15 protein-coding genes are annotated in these 18,880 nt (G+C 63.4%); 1 reads left to right on the top strand and 14 read right to left on the bottom strand.

The features are described from left to right. Window positions 1–51 precede the first annotated feature (51 nt). Window positions 52–990 carry a hypothetical protein gene (locus BGI01S_RS04695; RefSeq protein ID WP_042324379.1) on the bottom strand — a complete coding sequence of 313 codons (939 nt, stop codon included), beginning with the start codon at window positions 988–990 and terminating at the stop codon, window positions 52–54. A 348-nt stretch (window positions 991–1,338) separates the two neighbouring features. On the opposite strand from BGI01S_RS04695, the gene BGI01S_RS04690 reads away from it, so the two are divergent. Beyond that, window positions 1,339–3,687: a Tex family protein gene (locus BGI01S_RS04690; protein WP_042322841.1), complete on the top strand. Its 2,349-nt coding sequence runs from the start codon at window positions 1,339–1,341 to the stop codon at window positions 3,685–3,687. Window positions 3,688–3,926: 239 nt separating this feature from the next. On the opposite strand, the gene BGI01S_RS04685 is transcribed toward BGI01S_RS04690, so the two are convergent. The 13 genes from BGI01S_RS04685 to hisS all read right to left on the bottom strand — a co-directional run bounded on the left by BGI01S_RS04685 (window position 3,927) and on the right by hisS (window position 18,862). Then, window positions 3,927–5,813 (bottom strand): potassium transporter Kup, encoded by a 1,887-nt coding sequence (locus BGI01S_RS04685; RefSeq protein ID WP_042322838.1) that lies wholly within the window; start codon window positions 5,811–5,813, stop codon window positions 3,927–3,929. Window positions 5,814–6,118: 305 nt separating this feature from the next. Next, a complete protein-coding gene (locus BGI01S_RS04680; RefSeq protein ID WP_042322836.1) occupies window positions 6,119–6,709 on the bottom strand; it encodes a phosphoribosyltransferase in 591 nt (196 codons plus the stop codon). Window positions 6,710–6,712: 3 nt separating this feature from the next. Beyond that, complete coding sequence (locus tag BGI01S_RS04675; protein ID WP_042322835.1) at window positions 6,713–8,059, bottom strand: adenylosuccinate synthase; 1,347 nt, start codon at window positions 8,057–8,059, stop codon at window positions 6,713–6,715. A gap of 203 nt (window positions 8,060–8,262) precedes the next feature. Then, window positions 8,263–9,414, bottom strand: coding sequence for an ATP phosphoribosyltransferase regulatory subunit (locus BGI01S_RS04670; RefSeq protein ID WP_042322833.1), 1,152 nt, complete (start codon window positions 9,412–9,414; stop codon window positions 8,263–8,265). 208 nt (window positions 9,415–9,622) lie between these two features. Next, on the bottom strand, window positions 9,623–9,814 hold the full coding sequence (locus BGI01S_RS04665; RefSeq protein WP_042322831.1) for a DUF2065 domain-containing protein: 192 nt from the start codon (window positions 9,812–9,814) through the stop codon (window positions 9,623–9,625). 45 nt (window positions 9,815–9,859) lie between these two features. Beyond that, window positions 9,860–10,762 carry a protease modulator HflC gene (hflC, locus tag BGI01S_RS04660; RefSeq protein ID WP_042322828.1) on the bottom strand — a complete coding sequence of 301 codons (903 nt, stop codon included), beginning with the start codon at window positions 10,760–10,762 and terminating at the stop codon, window positions 9,860–9,862. Window positions 10,763–10,774: 12 nt separating this feature from the next. Continuing rightward, complete coding sequence (hflK, locus tag BGI01S_RS04655) at window positions 10,775–12,139, bottom strand: FtsH protease activity modulator HflK (RefSeq protein ID WP_042322826.1); 1,365 nt, start codon at window positions 12,137–12,139, stop codon at window positions 10,775–10,777. A gap of 49 nt (window positions 12,140–12,188) precedes the next feature. Then, window positions 12,189–13,379, bottom strand: a complete 1,191-nt coding sequence (gene hflX / locus BGI01S_RS04650; protein ID WP_174447379.1) for a GTPase HflX — start codon at window positions 13,377–13,379, stop codon at window positions 12,189–12,191. A gap of 57 nt (window positions 13,380–13,436) precedes the next feature. Beyond that, on the bottom strand, window positions 13,437–13,673 hold the full coding sequence (hfq, locus tag BGI01S_RS04645) for an RNA chaperone Hfq (RefSeq protein ID WP_006051315.1): 237 nt from the start codon (window positions 13,671–13,673) through the stop codon (window positions 13,437–13,439). A 142-nt stretch (window positions 13,674–13,815) separates the two neighbouring features. Beyond that, a complete protein-coding gene (gene der / locus BGI01S_RS04640; RefSeq protein ID WP_042322823.1) occupies window positions 13,816–15,153 on the bottom strand; it encodes a ribosome biogenesis GTPase Der in 1,338 nt (445 codons plus the stop codon). 454 nt (window positions 15,154–15,607) lie between these two features. Beyond that, a complete protein-coding gene (bamB, locus tag BGI01S_RS04635) occupies window positions 15,608–16,753 on the bottom strand; it encodes an outer membrane protein assembly factor BamB (RefSeq protein ID WP_042322821.1) in 1,146 nt (381 codons plus the stop codon). A gap of 72 nt (window positions 16,754–16,825) precedes the next feature. Further along, on the bottom strand, window positions 16,826–17,455 hold the full coding sequence (locus BGI01S_RS04630) for a YfgM family protein (protein ID WP_042322819.1): 630 nt from the start codon (window positions 17,453–17,455) through the stop codon (window positions 16,826–16,828). A 66-nt stretch (window positions 17,456–17,521) separates the two neighbouring features. Then, window positions 17,522–18,862 carry a histidine--tRNA ligase gene (gene hisS, locus BGI01S_RS04625; protein ID WP_042322817.1) on the bottom strand — a complete coding sequence of 447 codons (1,341 nt, stop codon included), beginning with the start codon at window positions 18,860–18,862 and terminating at the stop codon, window positions 17,522–17,524. Window positions 18,863–18,880 lie beyond the last annotated feature (18 nt).

Below are 18,880 nucleotides of genomic sequence, written 5' to 3'. Positions count from 1 at the left end.
TTACGGCGACTGCGGTCCTGGCTAGAACCGCCAGGACCTACTACAGCACATTTACTGTTGCTGCTGTTGCTGTTTTTGCTGCTCTTCGAGTTGCTGCTGCTTCAGCTGGTCTTGCCGCTTCTGCTCGGCTTTCTCGGCCGCCTGCTTCTGACGCGCTTCCACGTCGGCTTTGTGCTGCACGGCGTCGGCCTGCTTCTTCTCGAAACTCTGCTGCTTCTCGACGCGCTCCTGCGCCTTCTGCGCGCCCTGCTGACGCGCTTCGTCGAGCTTGCGCTGGAAGTCGCCCTGCTTCTGGTCGTAGGCCTGCTGGTTGGCCGCTGCCTGCGACGGGCTGATACCGCGCTGCGCTTGATCCAGCGCATGCTGGCGCTGCTTTTCCTCGAAGGCTTGCGCGTTCGCGGCGCGTTGCGGCGCTTCGGCGTTGCGCTGCGCCTGATCGAGTTGGTGTTGACGCTGCTTTTCCAGATAAGCCTGCTCGTTGCGCGCGTCTTCGGCGGCACGCTGCGGCGCGTCCGCTTCGTTGCGGGCGCGGCGCAATGCGGCCCGTTCGTCGCGTGCGCGCGCACGCTGGGCGCGCTGCTCGCCGTCGAGCGCGAGCTGTTCCTTGCGGATCTCCGCCTGCACCGCGCGCATGCTGTCGCGCGCCCGGTTCAGACAGTGATTGACGAAGAACCGGCTGTAGCAGTTGTGCTGCGCGACGCCGTACGTGTAGTTGTTCTCGTCGCTGCGCTGATCCAGCGCGCGTTGGCGCGCTTCGAACGAATTGGCCGGCGCGGCCGCGTCGCTCGCGCTAGCGGCGCTGCCCGCGTTGTCCGCGCTCGTGCCGCCAGCAGGCTGCTCGCCCTGCTCGTCCGTTGTCGTGGCGGGTGCAAGCGTCGCTGCAGGCATCTGCGAGCTGTTGCCGCCTGCCGCCGGCGTTTGCGCCGCGACTGGTACGGACACGGCCAGCGCGGCAGCCATCACACCGGACGCGCACGACGCGGCAACCATCCGCCGCGAGGTCAATGCAAACCGCGGCACGGAACACGCCGCCGACACCAGCGAAGCGAGCGGCGAACGCGACGAAAACAGCGGCGATTCTGGCAGTGCGGGCGACAAACCCGGCGACAGGCGAGCGACCAAGCGGGAGCCCAGGCGGTTGAGGGACAAGGAGATTGGCAACGTCGTAGAGGGTCAGCGGAACATGCCCGAAATTCTATCACCCTGCGGTTGAGCCCTTTGGCATTTATGGCAAAATGCCCCGCTCCAGCAACCTGGCCGCAGCGCGCACGCCCGCCGTGTCTCGACGTGCCGTCAGCGCGCGGCCCCTGACTGAGTCCGCAGGAACACCTAGACCTTATGACGGAAAACGTAGCACTCAAGATCGTACAGCGCATCGCCGCCGAACTGTCCGTCCAGCCGCGCCAGGTCGCGGCCGCGGTGCAACTTCTCGACGAAGGAGCGACTGTTCCGTTCATCGCCCGCTACCGTAAGGAAGTGACCGACAATCTCGACGACACGCAACTGCGCAATCTCGAGGAACGCCTGCTGTATCTGCGCGAACTGGAAGACCGGCGCGCCACGATCATCGCGAGCATCGACGAACAGGGCAAGCTCACCGACGAGCTGCGCGGCGCGATCGAAGGCGCCGACAGCAAGCAGGTGCTGGAAGATCTGTATCTCCCGTATAAGCCGAAGCGCCGTACGCGCGCGCAGATCGCCCGCGAAGCCGGTCTGCAGCCGCTCGCCGACGCGCTGCTCGGCAACCCGCTGCTCGACCCGCAAACGGAAGCGGCGGCGTACGTCGACGCCGATAAAGGCGTCGCCGACATCAAGACCGCGCTCGACGGCGCGCGCGACATCCTCTCCGAACAGTTCGGCGAGACGGCCGATCTGCTGGGCAAGTTGCGCGACTACCTGTTCAACCAGGGGGTGGTGTCGTCGAAGGTGGTCGAAGGCAAGGAGAACGCGGAAGAAGAGAAATTCCGCGACTACTACGACTACGCGGAGACCATCCGTACGGTGCCGTCGCATCGCGCACTGGCGCTGTTCCGCGGCCGCAATGCGGGCGTGCTGATGGTCAAGCTGGGCCTCGGCGATGAGCTCGACGCGCAGCTGCCGCATCCGGGCGAAGCGCTGATCGCGCGCCACTTCGGCATCGCCAATCAGAACCGTCCGGCCGACAAGTGGCTCTCCGACGTGTGCCGCTGGTGCTGGCGCGTGAAGGTGCAGCCGCACATCGAAAACGAACTGCTGACCAATCTGCGCGATGAAGCCGAACACGAAGCGATTCGCGTGTTCGCGCGCAATCTGAAGGATTTGCTGCTGGCCGCGCCGGCAGGTCCGAAGGCCGTGATCGGTCTCGATCCGGGCATGCGTACCGGCGTGAAAGTCGCGGTGGTCGATCGGACCGGCAAGGTGCTGGCCACCGACGTTATCTACCCGCACGAGCCGCGCCGCGACTGGGACGGTTCGATCGCGAAGCTCGCGCGCATCTGTGCGCAGACGCAGGCCGAGCTGATCAGTATCGGCAACGGCACGGCGTCGCGTGAAACGGACAAGCTCGCGAGCGAGCTGATCGCGCGTCATCCGGAATTCAAGCTGCAGAAGATCGTCGTGTCCGAAGCGGGCGCGTCGGTGTACTCGGCCTCCGAACTCGCGGCGAAGGAATTCCCCGACATGGACGTGTCGCTGCGCGGCGCGGTGTCGATTGCGCGCCGTCTGCAGGACCCGCTCGCGGAACTCGTGAAGATCGAGCCGAAGGCGATCGGCGTCGGCCAGTATCAGCACGACGTCAATCAGCGCGAACTGGCGCGCTCGCTCGACGCGGTGGTCGAAGACTGCGTGAACGCGGTCGGCGTCGATGCGAACACCGCGTCGGTCGCATTGCTCGCGCGCGTGTCGGGTCTGAATGCGACGCTCGCGCGCAATATCGTCGACTATCGCGATGCGAACGGTCCGTTCCCGTCGCGCGAGCATCTGCGTAAAGTGCCGCGTCTCGGCGACAAGACCTTCGAGCAGGCGGCCGGCTTCCTGCGCATCAACAACGGCGAAAATCCGCTCGACCGCTCGTCGGTGCACCCGGAAGCGTATCCGGTTGTCGAACGGATGCTGGCGAAGATCAGCAAGCACGTCGGCGAAGTGCTCGGCAATCGTGACGCGCTGCGCGGGCTGTCGCCGGCGGAATTCGTCGACGAACGTTTCGGTCTGCCGACCGTGCGCGACATTCTGCTCGAACTCGAAAAGCCGGGCCGCGATCCGCGCCCCGAGTTCAAGACCGCGACGTTCCGCGAAGGCGTCGAGAAGGTCAGCGATCTGACGCCGGGCATGGTGCTGGAAGGCGTGGTGACGAACGTGGCGGCATTCGGCGCATTCATCGACGTGGGCGTGCATCAGGATGGTCTGGTGCACGTGTCGGCGATGTCGACGAAGTTCATCAAGGACCCGCACGAAGTCGTCAAGGCCGGCCAGATCGTCAAGGTCAAGGTGCTCGAAGTCGACGTGAAGCGCCAGCGTATCGCGCTGACCATGCGTATGGACGACGAAGTCGGCGCGGCTGGTGCGCGTAGCGGTGGCGGCGCACCGCAGGATCGCGGTGGCGCGGGACGCTCGGGTGGTGCGGGACGCGGCGCATCGCAACAGCGTTCGCGCGAGCCGGAAGCAGGCGGCGCGATGGCGGCTGCGTTCGCGAAGCTCAAGCAGAAGTAAGGGCGCGGGGGTGGGTGCGTGATGTGTTCACGCGCTGGCCTTTGCACTTACATGCTTCGTATGCAACTGTGTTTGCGCAGTTTCAGCGCTTTAACGCTTCCGCGGCAATGCAGCTACGAATGGGGCGAATGAGGTGGTCAAGCCTTGGAGCCCAAACAAAAAGCCCACGCAATCGCGTGGGCTTTTTGTTTTTGCGCGCCCCGCGAGGCGAAGCGCGCCGCAACTCATCGCGAAGCTGCTCAAATCTCGATCTTCGTCCCCAACTCCACCACCCGGTTAGCCGGAATGCTGAAGAAGTCCGTCGGCTTCGCGGCGTTCTGGTGCATCCATGCAAACACGCGTTCGCGCCATACGGACATGCCCGGCAATTGCGTCGGCACGACCGTTTCGCGAGCCAGGAAGAACGACGTGTCCATCAGTTCGAAGGTCATGTCGTGCGTGCGGCCGACCTCGAGCAGCACCGCCTTCACGTCGGGCGTTTCGTTGAAGCCGTAGGCCGCCTTCACCAGATACAGGCCGCCCTCCACGTCCTTGACCGTCACGCGCTCCGCGTCGTTCACGTACGGGATGTCGCGCGTCACGAAGGTCAGGAAGATCGTGCGTTCATGCAGCACCTTGTTGTGCTTCAGATTGTGCAGCAGGCTCACCGGCACCAGCGAGTCGCTGCCGGTCAGATAGATCGCCGTGCCCGACACGCGATGCGGCGGATGCGCGAGCAGCCCCTGCAGGAACGGCATCAGCGGAATACCGTCGGCGGCCGTGCGCTCCTTGACGATCATCCTGCCCTTGAACCACGTCATCAGCAGGAAGAACAGCAGCGCGCCGATGCCGAGCGGCAGCCAGCCGCCCTCTTCCACCTTCAGCAGATTGGCGCCGAAAAAGCCGAGGTCGATCGTCATGAACGTGCCGATGATCAACGCCACCAGCAGCTTGTTCCAGTTCCACACCTTCACCATCACGACGCAGGCGAGAATCGTGGTGATCACCATCGTGGCCGTCACCGCGATACCGTACGCGGCGGCGAGATTATCCGAACTCTTGAAGGCGATCACGATGCACAGGATGATGAACAGCAGCATCCAGTTCACGACCGGCACATAGATCTGGCCGATCGCCAGCTCCGACGTGTGCAGGATCTTCATGCGCGGCACGTAGCCGAGTTGGATCGCCTGGCTCGTCAACGAATACGCGCCGGAAATCACGGCCTGCGACGCGATGACGGTCGCCACCGTCGACAGCACGACGAGCGGCAGCAACGCCCAGTCAGGCGCGAGCAGGAAGAACGGATTTTCGATGGCCTTCGGGTCGTGCATCAGCAGCGCGCCCTGGCCGAAGTAGTTCAGCACCAGCGACGGCATCACCAGCAGATACCACGCCATCCGGATCGGCTTCGCGCCGAAGTGGCCCATGTCGGCGTACAGCGCCTCGGCGCCGGTCAGCACCAGCACCACCGAGCCGAGCACTACATACGCCTGCAGCACGTGCGCGGCCATGAAGGTGTACGCATAGTACGGGTTCATCGCGCGGATCACGTTCGGCGACTGCATGATGTGCCACAGACCGAGCGCGGCGAGCACCACGAACCACACCACCATGATCGGGCCGAACAGGCGGCCGACCATCGCCGTGCCGTGCCGCTGAATCCAGAACAGCAGGATCAGGATCACGATGGTCAGCGGCATCACGAGGTGAGACAGATGGGGCGCGGCGATCTCCAGCCCTTCGACCGCCGAGATCACCGAGATGGCGGGCGTAATCACCGCATCGCCATAGAACATGCAGGCACCGAAGATGCCGAGCATCATCAGCAGGCCGGCCATTTTCGATTTCTCGTCGAGCGAGCGCAGCGCCAGCGCCATCAGCGCGAGCACGCCGCCTTCGCCGTTATTGTCCGCGCGCATCACGAACAGCACGTACTTGACGCCGACCACGATCATGATCGCCCAGAACAGCAGCGAGATCACGCCGAGGATCGATTGTTCGGTCAGCGGAATGCCGTGCGACGGGCTGAATGCTTCTTTCAGCGAATACAACGGGCTCGTGCCGATATCGCCGAACACCACTCCGATCGCGGCAATCGCGAGGGAAGGCAGAGGCTGTTTGTGCACGTGATTGTTATCTGTCATAGACGCGAGGAAATCCGTTCCCTGAGCGGAAAAAACGACCGCTATTCTAAACTGCCCGCCTGACGCCACCCGGCTTGTTGTGGATACACCACGTGGATAGTCCGCGCAGTGTAGCACTGCGATTTGCACGCGTCTGCGGGGTTGGCCGGGGCGGACAGGTTCGCGGCGTGGGCCTCACGCAATTCGCGAAGCACCGCATGAGCGGACCGCCGACGAATGCGCAAAAAAAAACGGAGCCCAATCGGGCTCCGTTTTGCGGACATTGCGAACCATACGACGCGATGTTCAAAGCGCCGAAGTCCACATCATTCTCCCGACGACTCCTGCGCCTGCGCGACGCCGCGCTTGATCCACGCGCCGAGGTTGTGCGGACGAACCGTGTCCCACTCCTCGAACGGTTGATGAATCCACGGATTGGTGGCCAGGTACTGAACGTGGTAATCGGGCTTCACCTTCGAGCAGCCCTTGTACCAGAGCACCGCCGAGCGCACTGCGGTGATCGCCGGATAGCGCTCTTTCAGATGCTGCTGAACCCGCGCCAGCGTGACGCCCGAATCAACCAGGTCGTCGACCAGCAGCACGTTGCCGTGCAATTCGCCGCGCGTCATCGTGATGTATTGCGCGATGTCGAGTTCGCCCTGCTCCGTGCCGGCCGCTTCGCGATACGAACTGGTGGCGAGAATCGCCAGCGGCAGATCGTAGATGCGCGAGAGCTGGTCGCCGACGCGCAGGCCGCCGCGCGCGAGGCACAGGATCTGGTCGAACTTCCAGCCGGACTCGTGCACCTGCAGCGCCAGCAACTCGATCAACCGGTGATACTCGTCCCAGCCGACCCACAGGTTCTTTTCGTCATTGCGCGGATCTTTCATCGCGATCATGGGTACACCTTGAACCATGGCTTAAACCTTGAACGGATGACGAAGAAGAATGGTCTCGTCACGATCCGGACCGGTCGACACCATGTCGATCGGAATACCCGCGACTTCCTGCACACGCGACAAGTACGCACGCGCATTGGCCGGCAGCTTGTCCCATTCCTTGATGCCGACGGTGCTTTCCTTCCAGCCCGCGAAGGTTTCGTATACCGGCACGCAACGCGCGACTTCCGACGAGCCACGCGGCAGCAGATCGACATTCTTGCCGTCGACCGTATAGCCGACGCACAGCTTCACTTCGTCGAGGCCGTCGAGCACGTCGAGCTTGGTCATGCACAGACCCGACACGCCATTGATCTGGATCGAGCGGCGCAGCGCGGCGACGTCGAGCCAGCCGGTGCGGCGCGGACGGCCGGTGACCGAGCCGAACTCCTTGCCGACGGTCGCCAGTTCCAGGCCGATCGCTTCCTGACGCGCGGCGTTGTCCGCGTCGTACAGTTCGCTCGGGAACGGGCCCGAACCGACGCGCGTGCAGTACGCCTTCGTGATGCCGAGAATGTAGTTCAGCTTTTGCGGACCGACGCCCGCGCCCGCGGTCGCCGCACCTGCCACACAGTTGCTCGACGTGACGAACGGATAGGTGCCGTGATCGATGTCGAGCAGCGTGCCTTGCGCGCCTTCGAACAGCAGATTGCTGCCGGCGGCGTTCGCGTCGTACAGGCGGCGCGACACGTCGGTCACCATCGGCTTCAGGCGGTCGGCGTAGCTCAGCATCGTGTCGAGCGTTTGCTGGAAGTCGACAGCGGCGACGCCCAGGTATTGCGTGAGCACGAAGTTGTGATAGTCGAGGTTTTCGCGCAGACGTTCGGCGAAACTCTCCGGCTCGAACAGGTCCTGCACGCGCAAGCCCCTGCGTGCCACCTTGTCTTCGTAAGCCGGGCCGATGCCGCGACCGGTCGTGCCGATCTTGCTTGCGCCACGGCGCGCTTCGCGGCCCTGGTCGATGGCGATGTGATACGGCAGGATCAGTGTGGTGGCTTCGGAAATGAAGAGGCGATTCTGAACGTCGACGCCGGCGGCTTCGAGCTCGCCGATTTCCTTGAACAGCGCTTCCGGCGACAACACGACGCCATTGCCGATATAGCACGCGACGCCGGGATGCATGATGCCCGACGGAATCAGACGCAAGATGGTTTTCTTGCCGCCGATGATGAGCGTGTGACCGGCATTGTGACCGCCCTGGAAGCGAACGACGCCTTGAGCGTGGTCCGTCAGCCAGTCGACGATCTTGCCCTTGCCCTCATCACCCCACTGGGTTCCCACGACGACGACGTTGCGCCCGGGGTTCACATTCACTGCGCTGGCAGACATGTTGTTTCGTAAGCTGGTTAAAAACGTATTCTACCTATGTTCGCGGAACCTTCCGAATTTTTCCGTTTCCGCTCAACGGCATGCACATTTTGTTAGGTGTAGAAAAGATGGCGTGGCGGCTCGCCGCGCCTCGTTCGGCGACGCGTTCGCCGCCGTCTGACAGGTGCCGGGGATGGTCCCCGCAAGGGCTAACCGGAACGCGCTCAGGCGCGCGGCTCGACGACCCAAGCACCGTTGCGCTCGACCAACACGCGGTCGAACGCGAATTCATCAAGACTGTGCTCGTGACCGGGCAGCGCCTGGATCACCACTTCACCGGCATCGCGCAATGCGGCGACGCTCACGCGCAGCGCGTCGTCGTGTTGCCACGGCGCGAGAATGGCGCTGCTGCGCGCTTCGACCGGCGAGATCCGCGCCACTTCACGCAGATCGAGCGAAAAGCCGGTTGCTGCGCGAGCCCGGCCATACGCCTGGCCCACGTGGTCGTAACGGCCGCCGCGCGCCACCGCATTCGGCACGCCATCGACATACGCCGAGAACATCACGCCGCTGTGGTACGCGTAGCCGCGCAGATCGGCGAGGTCGATCATCACTTCGGCGCCGTCCACCTGACCCGCGAGGAACGCGAGGTCGTCGAGCGCGCGGGCAATGGCCGGCGCGTTCGGCAGGCGCGCACGCGCTTCGTCGAGCACCGACGCGTCGCCATACAGCGTGGGCAGCGCGCGCAACGCGTCACGAATGACCGGCGTGAGCCCCGCCGTCAGTTCGATCAGGCGCGGCACGTCCTTGCCCGCCAACGCGTCGTACAGCGACTGGCCGAGGTCGGCCGCGGCCGGCTCGGCTTCGATCAATGCCGCGAGCACACCCGCGTGGCAAAGATCGAGACGCACTTTCGCGAGGCCGGCGAGGCGCAGCGCGTCGAGCATCAGTTGCTGGATCTCCAGGTCCGCCTCGAGGCCAGCGTGACCGTAAATTTCCGCGCCGATCTGGATCTGTTCGCGCGTCGCGTGCAGGCCGCGCGGCCGCGTATGCGCGACGTTGCCCGCATAGCAAAGACGCGTGACGCCCTGACGGTTCAGCAGATGCGCATCGATACGCGCAACCTGCGGTGTGATGTCGGCGCGCAGACCGAGCGTGCGGCCCGACAGTTGATCGACTAGCTTGAAGGTACGCAGATTCAGATCGTGACCGCCGCCCGTCAGCAGCGACTCGATGTACTCGAGCAGCGGCGGCATGACCATCTCATAGCCGTACGAGCGGAAACGGTCCAGCAAGTGGCGTCGCAACTCTTCGATCTTGCGGGCTTCCGACGGCAGCACGTCGGCAATATTCTCGGGAAGTAACCAGGTCGACATCGATACAGTCCTACGACGTTGAACACGGCGGCCGAAGGCGCCGGTAAGTGAGTGTGTGAATGGCGGGCGGCGGCTCGATTCTGGCGGCTAACGCAGGCGTTGGTGCGGTCCGCAAGGGCGCTTTTCCGGAAGACCGGGCGCGCATTGCAACGCCTGCCGTCGCGAGCGGCTGCGCGAACACGCGCTGCTGGGTCGCGGCGTGGCCCCGTCAAGTCACGATAAACAGCAGGATCAACCCGAGCACCATCACGACCAGGCCGCCGATGCGAATCTGATGCGCGGGCCGTTCCGCTATTTTACGGAAGGTGTCGCGCCAGGCGGCCGGAAAAACGAAGGGAAACATCCCCTCGATAATCAGCATCAATGCGATCGCGAGCAATAACGAGCCGGCTATATCCATGCGAATTGAAGAGGCCGCGATGCGGATGCCGCGGCCTTCCGGTTATCAGTGTTTGCGCGAGGCCGCGGGAGCGTCCGGCGCAACGCCGCCGGTCGGACTACGCATGAAGCGGAAGAACTCATTGTTCGGATCGACCACGATCAGGTCGCCCGGCTTGAAGGTCTTCTTGTATGCCTGCATGCTCAGGTAAAACTGGTAGAACTGCGGATCCTTGCCGAATGCTTCGGCAGCGATTTCCGCGGCCTTCGCATCGCCCTCGCCGCGGATGGCCTGCGCCTCGCCGTAGCCTTCGGCGAGCACCGCCTGCTGTTTGGCGAGCGCGTCGTCCTTGATCTGGTTGGCCTCGGCCGCGCCCTTCGCGCGTTCGTCGGCGGCCATCTGTTCGCGTGCGGCGATCATCCGCTTGAAGACGGAATCGGTCATCTCCGCCGGGAAATCGACGCGCGTCAGTTGCAGGTCGACCACCGACACGCCCAGCGACGCCGCGCTCTTGTCCATCGCACCGCGCGCTTCGTCGGCGACGCTTTGCTGTTTGGCGAGCGCATCGGTCAGCGTGAACTTGCCGAACGCATCGCCGAGCGCGCTGCGCGACAGCAGCGCGAGCCGGTCCGGCAGGCTCTGCACATCGCCCCTGGTTTCGGCGAGCAGCTTGACGGGATCGGTCACGCGGAACTTGATGACCGGATTGACCAGCAGATCCGTTTTATCCGACGTGGCGAAGCGGTCTTCGTCCGGTGCGTCGAGCGATTGAATACGGTTGTCGACCAGCGTGACGGTTTGCAACGGCGGCGGCAATTTGACGTGTAGCCCCGGCCCGAGCAACGTGGACGGCGTGTCGCCACGCGACGACAACACGGCCATGTGTCGCTGATCGACGATGAACACCATCGACGAAGCCGCGAACAGCACGACGACGAGAGCCACGACGAGCGCAATGATCTTGTTCATGTTGTGCGCTCCTTATTGAACGTCGTCTTCGCGCATGCGATTGCGGAAGGCTTCGCGTGAGCGCAGCGCGGCGCCGCTGGCGGTAGGCTGGCTCGCGGCGGCCCCCGATGCGGCTCCCACGACAGCTGCGGAAGCACCCGACGGCGCCACGGCGCTCGCCGCTTGCGGCGCGCCGGCTGCCGCTGCGCCCGGCGCGGCGGTTGCCGCGTCGGCGACCCGCTGGCGGGCCTGCTCGGCCAGCTTGTCGAGCGGCAGATACAGCACGTTGTTGCCGTTCTTGCTATCCACAAACACCTTGGTCGTCGTCGAGTAGATCTGCTGCATCGTTTCCATGTACATGCGCGTGCGAATCACGGCCGGCGCTTTCGAGTACTGGGCGTAGACCTGCTTGAAGCGGTCGGCCTCGCCTTGCGCCTGGGCCACCGTCTTCTCGCTATAGGTTTTCGCTTCTTCGATCTGTCGCGCCACGTCGGCTTGCGCACGCGGCAACAGATCCGCCGCATAGGCCTGCGCATCGCGTTTCGCGCGCTCGTTTTCCGCCCGCACTTTGGCGGCGTCGTCGAACGCGGCCTGCACCTGGTCGGGCACCTGCACGCTCTGGATCGTCACGCCCGTCACGGCGAGACCCGATTCGTACTGATCGAGTGATTGCTGGATCGCCGCCACCAGTTGTTGACGCATTGTTTCGCGATCCTGACCGAGAACTTCGTTCGTGCTGCGCGCGCCGACGATGCCGCGCACCGCCGCCTGCGCGGCGTGCGTCACGCTCAGATCGGGATCGACGCTGCGGAACAGATAGTCGGTGGGCTTGCGCACCTGGTACTGCACCGCGAAGCGCACGTCGACGATATCACCGTCGTGCGTGAGCATCGATGCGTCCTTCACGTTCGCCGGACGCACCACGTTGTTGCGGCCGATCTCGACCTGGCGAACCTGGCCGATATTGACGAACTCATGCGCTTCGAACGGATACGGCAAACGCCAGTGCACCCCCTGCCCAGCGGTGTAGCGATACTTGCCGAACTGCATCACGACCGCGGCCTGGCCATCCTGCACGACGAACACGCCGCTGCCGAGATAGATCGCGATCAACACGCCGATCACGATGCCCACGCCGATGCGCGCGCCACGTCCGTTGTCCGGACGGCCGCCGCCCGCACCGCCGCCCTTGCGTCCGAAGATCCGGCTCAGGCGACGGTTGAAGTCGCGCCACATCTCGTCGAGATCGGGTGGACCTTCACCGTCTTTCGGCGGACGTTTGGGATCGTTCGGCCGTTGCCGGTCGCCATTGCCGTCGCCCCGGCCCCAGCGCGGATCGTTCAGTGAAAGCAAGGCTCGCATGCGCAGCCAGATACTCCGCTCGTTGTAATCGTTCACCTGTGTTCGTTCACCAGAGTAGACAGCGGGTCAGTGCAATTGGAACGGGTCAGTGCCCGAGTTCTGGAACCTTGCGGTCGTCGTCGCGTGGTGCGGCCGACCGGTCTTCTTCCGACTGATCGATCAGCATGTCGGTAAGCGGTTCGGCAGTAGCGATTTCAGCGATGGCAGCACGCAACGTATCCAGCCCTTGCCCGGTGCGCGCGCTCAAAAAGACGCGCGAAATATTACCATACTCATCCCGCTCAACCGCGTCGCCACGGGCCGCCAACTCCGGCACCGCGTCGATCTTGTTGAACACCAGCACCTGGCGAATCGTGTCCGCGCCGATCGCGTGCAATACCTCGTTCACCTGATCGATCTGGTCGAGGCGCACCGCGCTCGATGCATCGACCACATGCAGCAACAGATCCGCGTGAATGGTTTCCTCGAGCGTGGCGCGAAACGCCGCGACCAGTTGGTGAGGCAATTCGCGAATGAAGCCGACCGTGTCGGACACCACCACCTGCCCCGCTTCGTCGCCGAGATAGACGCGCCGCGAAGTCGTGTCGAGCGTCGCGAACAATTGATCGGCGGCATACGCCTGCGCCTTCGTGAGCGCGTTGAAGAGCGTGGACTTGCCCGCGTTCGTATAGCCGACCAGCGACACCGACATCGTCTGATTACGGCTGCGCGCGCGACGCTGCGTGCCGTGCTGACGGCGCAGTTTTTCGAGCCGCGTCTTGAGCGCCTTGATGCGCTCGCCGATCAAACGGCGGTCGGTTTCGAGCTGCGTTTCACCGGGACCGCGCAAACCGATACCGCCTTTCTGGCGTTCGAGGTGGGTCCACGCGCGAATCAGCCGGGTCGACAGATACTGCAGCTGCGCGAGCTCCACCTGCAGCTTGCCTTCATGGCTGCGGGCGCGTTGCGCAAAAATATCGAGTATGAGACTGGTGCGATCGACCACGCGCCGGTTAAGCGCCTGCTCCAGATTGCGCTGCTGCGCAGGCGCCAGAGCATGGTTGAAGATCACGAGTTCGATGTCGTTCGCCTCACACGCGAGCCGCAATTCTTCGGCCTTGCCGCTGCCGACGAACATCTTGGCGTCGGGACTGGAGCGGCGTCCGGTGAGGGTGACTAAGGGATTCGCGCCCGCGCTTTGCGCGAGCAGGCTGAGTTCTTCGAGACTGGCTTCGAAATCGATCTTACCGAAGTCGATGCCGACAAGCGCTGCATTGATCAAATTGGAGGGTATCAAAATGAGGCGGCCGGGAGTAATCGCCAACGGGCGACGCTACGCCGGCCGCGACGGGGGTTAGGACTGTTCGGAATCCGGGTGGAAATTCACCGGGCGGGCTGGCACGACTGTCGAGATTGCGTGCTTGTAGACCATCTGGGTGACCGTATTCCGGAGCAACACGACGTACTGGTCGAACGATTCGATGTTCCCTTGAAGCTTGATGCCGTTGACCAGGTAGATCGACACCGGCACATGCTCTTTACGCAGTGCGTTCAAAAACGGGTCTTGTAACAATTGCCCTTTGTTGCTCATAGCAAACTCCGTATTTTTTTGCAGGTTGACTGAATCGACGACGAAGAAAAAGAGATCCGCCGTCGACCGCTACACTATAGCCGATTTTCGTTTTGGCGCGAGGGCTCGGGCCGTGCGCCCAAACCCAGCACACACGCGGGTTTCAGCCTTTGTCCGCGTAAGGGTTCGTCGATGATCTGAACTCTATCCGCAATGGAGTCCCGGTCAGCTTGAAAGTTTCCCGGAAGCGGTTTTCGAGGTAGCGTTTATACGTTTCCGTGATCGCATCGAGTGCGTTGCCGTGAATCACAATAATCGGCGGATTCTGTCCACCCTGGTGCGCGTAACGCAGTTTCGGCCGCACCGGACCGCGTCGGCGCGGCTGCTGGAATTCGACCGCATCGATCAGCGCGCGCGTGAGCTTCGGCGTCGGCAGCTTGGCCATCGCGGCGGAATACGCGTCGTCGACCGAACGCATCAGCGGACCAATTCCGGTTTTTTCCTGCGCGGAAATGAAATGGAATTTGGCGAAGTCGAGAAATTTTAGTTTGCGCTCGAGGTCCGCCTTGGTGCGGTCGCGCACATGCGGATCGAGACCGTCCCACTTGTTCACGCCCACCACCAGCGCGCGGCCCTGCTCCACCACGAAGCCGGCAATGTGCGCGTCCTGTTCGGAGATGTCCTGGCGCGCGTCGAGCAGCAGGATCACGACGTTCGCATCCGAGATGGATTGCAGCGTCTTCACCACCGAGAACTTTTCGATCGCTTCAAACACTTTGCCACGACGGCGCAAACCTGCCGTATCGATCAACGTGTATGGCTTGCCCTGCCGTTCGAAGTCGACGTAGATCGAATCGCGCGTGGTGCCCGGCATGTCGAACGCGATCACGCGCTCTTCGCCCACCAGTGCGTTGATCAGCGTCGACTTGCCGACGTTAGGACGACCGACGATCGCGATCTTCACGCCGCGCGTTTCTTTCTCGTCGTCGCTTTCTTCCGGCTGACCGGCATACGCGACGCCGAGCGCCTCGTTGATCATTTCGGTGACGCCGTCGCCATGCGCGGCCGAGATCGCGCGCGGGTCGCCGAGACCGAGTTCGTAGAAATCGGCGGCCACCGTCGTGTACTTCATCCCCTCCGCCTTATTGACGACGAGGAAGATCGGCCGGCCGACCTTGCGCAGATAGTCGGCGATCGACTTGTCCTGCGGCGCGAGACCGTTGCGGCCGTCGACGATGAACACGACGATGTCGGATTCTTCGACCGCCTGGCGCGTTTGACGCGCCATCTCGTGCAGGATGCCGTCCTTCGCGACCGGCTCGAAGCCGCCGGTATCGACGACCAGATACGGCCGCTCGCCGGCGCGCCCTTCGCCGTAATGGCGGTCGCGCGTGAGACCGGGCAGGTCGGCAACCAGCGCGTCACGCGTGCGCGTGAGGCGGTTGAACAGCGTGGATTTCCCCACATTGGGGCGCCCAACGAGGGCAATAACGGGTTTCATCAGATGTTGTTCACGGTGAAACGCGGGATCGAAATCGACCGGCCGCGTAGCGACGCCATGCGGCCGCTACACGGCAGCGTTTGACGAAAATTATCACGAATTCGGCCAGCCCCGGATGTGCCATTGATATGCGCACCGGGGCGGCCGGGAGTTTGGCTGTATGGGCAGCGCCAATGGGCCGCCAGATTCAGTCTTTCCTGCCCGACGGCTCGCACGCCCGTTCGATGACGGTGGCGCTGTGCTGCCGTCGAAGGTGGCGCCGCAAGCAGCCACCTATGGCCACGTGAGCTACACGCGCCATATCTGATCCGACTTGCCGGACCAGCCAGTCCGGCGGAATTCTTCTACTTGCTCGACGACACGACCAACATTCAAAAACGGCCAGGACCACCGCAACAGAAACGCGCGCGGCCGGCGAAGCCGGCCTGCGCGCTTGACGGCGAGCCTTGCGCGATCAGCGAGGACGATAGCCGTACAGGCCGCCGTCGCGCGTCTGCACGACCAGCGTTTCACCGGCCAGCACCGGGGCCGCGGTAATCGCGCTGCCGTCGGTCTTCATGCGTGCGACGAGCGTGCCGTCGGCCGCCGACAGGAAGTGCACGAAACCCTGATAGTCGCCGAGCACCGCGGCGCGACCCAGCAGGAATGGCACGCCGAGATCGCGGTTCTTCAGCTTGTCGTTCTTCCACTGCACCGCACCGGTGTTGACGTCGAACGCTGATACCACCGACCAGTCGTCGGCGGCCACTACCGTGCGGTCATCCTGCGCCAGACCGCTCGTGCTCGAAAACGCCTTTTCCCATACGACGCGGCCGGAGTTCGCGTCGAAGCAGCCAATCTGCCCCTGAAACGTCACCGCGCAGGTTTGCGAACCGACCAGCGTGGGCGGACCGGTTACGTCGTTGATGCGCTCGACTTCCGTCACGCCCTTCGGATACGACACCGGCGTCTGCCAGAAGGCGTCGCCGGTTTGCAGGTTGATCGCGGAGAACGAGCCGCCCGGGAAGCCGGCCAGCACGGCCGCGTCACCCGCGAAGGTCATGCCAGCCGACACCCGCAGATTGAGCGGCACCGCGCGGTTGCGGTAATTCCACTTTTGCTCGCCGGTCTGCGCGTTGAAAGCGACCAGCTGACCGTCGACCGTGCGCACCACCACGAGGCCGTTGCCGACTAGCGGCGGCGAAATGATTTCGCCGGGCGCCTTCGCGGTCCACAACTGCTTGCCGTCCGCGCCGAGCACGTAGACGTCGCCCTTCAGACCGCCGACCGCCGTGAGCGTGCCGTCGCTGCCGACACCCGCCGACAGGTCGTCGCGCAGCTTGACGCGCCAGATATCCTTACCGGTTTGCGCGTCGATCTTCGCAACCGAGCCGTTCGCGCCGGCCGCGAACACCGCATTGCCGACCGCGACCGGCGCGAACAGGTAACGACCTGCCTTGCCTACGCTCGCCGTCCACGCCTGCTGCACGTCGAGCACGGGTTTGAACTCGGTGAGCGGCGTCGGCACACGGCGCTCGTCTTTCGTGGATGAGCAAGCCGCCATCGTAAGGACGGTCATCGCACAGATAACGGGCACAGCGTAACGTTTCAGCAGATTCATCGGTGGACGAAGCATTAGGAAATTGATTAAAGGAGACCGTTGGTCGTTCATGCGGCGCGCAGCGCGTGGCGATCAGCCACCCAGCGCGTCGAGCTTGAACTGGATCAACTGGCGTGCCGAGCTGTCGTTTTTCGACAGCGAGTCGAGCGCGAGTTTGTAGGCCGTGCGCGCGTCGTCGCGCTTACCCTGGGCGGCAAGCAGGTCGCCGCGGCGATTCGCCACGATGCCCTTGAACGCGTCGGATTGCGGCTCGGCAAGCAAGGCGAGGCCCTGCTCGTAAGCCTTCTCGTCAAGCAGCAGCGAAGCCATGCGCAGTTTCGCGAGTTGCTTGAACTCGTCGTCCTTCGCGTGATCGATGGTCCATTGCAACTGGGCCTTCGCACCGGCTTCGTCGCCCGCGGCATAGAGCGCCTTGGCGGCGCCCAGTGCGCTCATCTGCGCATACGCGGTACGGCTGAACTTGTCTTCCATGTCGGCGGCGGCGCGCGTGATACGGGCCTTGTCGCCCGACGCCACGGCCTGCTGCACCTGGTCATACAGCACTGCGGCTTCCGCCGCCTGGCGCCGCTGCCAGAAATTCCAGCCGTTCCAGCCGGCTGCTGCAACCAGTGCCACCAGCACGATCCACGTGGTTGCATTACCCCACTGCGCCCACCATGTCTTCAGACTTTCAATCGATTCTTGTTCGTCGTGGTAACTCATTGCCCGGCGCTTTCCTCTTTCTTGATACGTGTGCGTGTCGAGCCAACCGGCCCGACGACATCGCGATCAGTCGTCGCCGTCTTCGGCGGTTGCAACCATCGCATTGATTAGAAATTCGGTCAAGTCTTCGGCGGGCACGTTATGTTGCTCGTTTTTACCGCCGTTAGCATTTGTATCTCGCAGCGGTTTGACGCCGACCGTGCCATTGGCGATTTCATCTTCGCCGAGCACCACCGCGAACGCCGCGCCGCTCGCGTCGGCGCGCTTCATCTGCGATTTGAAGCTGGCCGTCTGACCGTCTGCGCTGCAATGCAGGATCACGTCGAGACCTGTATCGCGCAGCCGTTCCGCGATGATGAAGGCCTGCTCGCGCGCGGCATCCCCTTGATGGACCACGTACACGTCGCAGCCTTCGGCCTCGGGCACGAGTTGCTCTTCCTTCAGCAATTCGAGAATCCGCTCGACGCCCATCGCCCAACCGCATGCGCCCGTCGGCTTGCCGCCGAGCTGCTCGATCAGCGGATCGTAGCGGCCGCCCGCCGCAACCGTGCCTTGCGCGCCGAGCTTGTCGGTCACCCATTCGAACACGGTCAGGTTGTAGTAATCGAGACCGCGCACGAGACGCGGATTGATCGTGAACGGAATGTTGTTCGCCTTCAGGATGCGCTGCAGACCTTCGAAGTGCGCGCGCGATTCTTCGCCGAGAAAATCGATCAGCTTCGGCGCGTTCTGTGCGACTTCCTGCATCGCCGGATTCTTCGTATCCAGCACGCGCAGCGGGTTCGTATAGAGACGGCGCTTCGCTTCTTCGTCGAGCACGTCCATGTGCTTTTCGAGGTACGCGATCAGTTCGACGCGATGCGCCGCGCGCTCTTCGGCGAGGCCCAGCGAATTGAGTTCGAGCTTGATGCCCATCAGGCCGAGGTCGTCCCACAGCCGCTGGCACATCATGATGATTTCAGCGTCGGCATCCGGGCCCGCGAAGCCCAACGCTTCCACGCCGACCTGATGGAACTGGCGATAGCGGCCGCGTTGCGGACGCTCGTGACGGAACATCGGACCGATGTACCACAGACGCTTCGGACCGTCGTACAGCATGTTGTGTTCGATCGTCGCGCGCACCACCGCCGCCGTGTTCTCGGGGCGCAGGGTCAGGTTTTCACCGTTCAATGCATCGGTGAAGCTGTACATCTCTTTTTCGACGATGTCGGTCACTTCGCCGATACCGCGCTTGAACAGCTGCGTATGTTCGACGATCGGCGTGCGAATATTCTGATATCCGTACGAACGCAGCATCGACTTGACGGTGGTTTCGAAAAATTCCCAGAGCCCGGCTTCCTGCGGAAGGATGTCGTTCATGCCCTTCACGCCGGAGAGCTTTTCGAGCTTTTTCTTCTGTTCAGTCATCTGTGTTTCGAGAGCCGA

This window comes from Paraburkholderia ginsengisoli NBRC 100965, from assembly GCF_000739735.1.
GTDB classification, from domain to species: Bacteria; Pseudomonadota; Gammaproteobacteria; order Burkholderiales; family Burkholderiaceae; genus Paraburkholderia; species Paraburkholderia ginsengisoli.
This window is presented reverse-complemented; position numbering and strand designations above follow the sequence as displayed.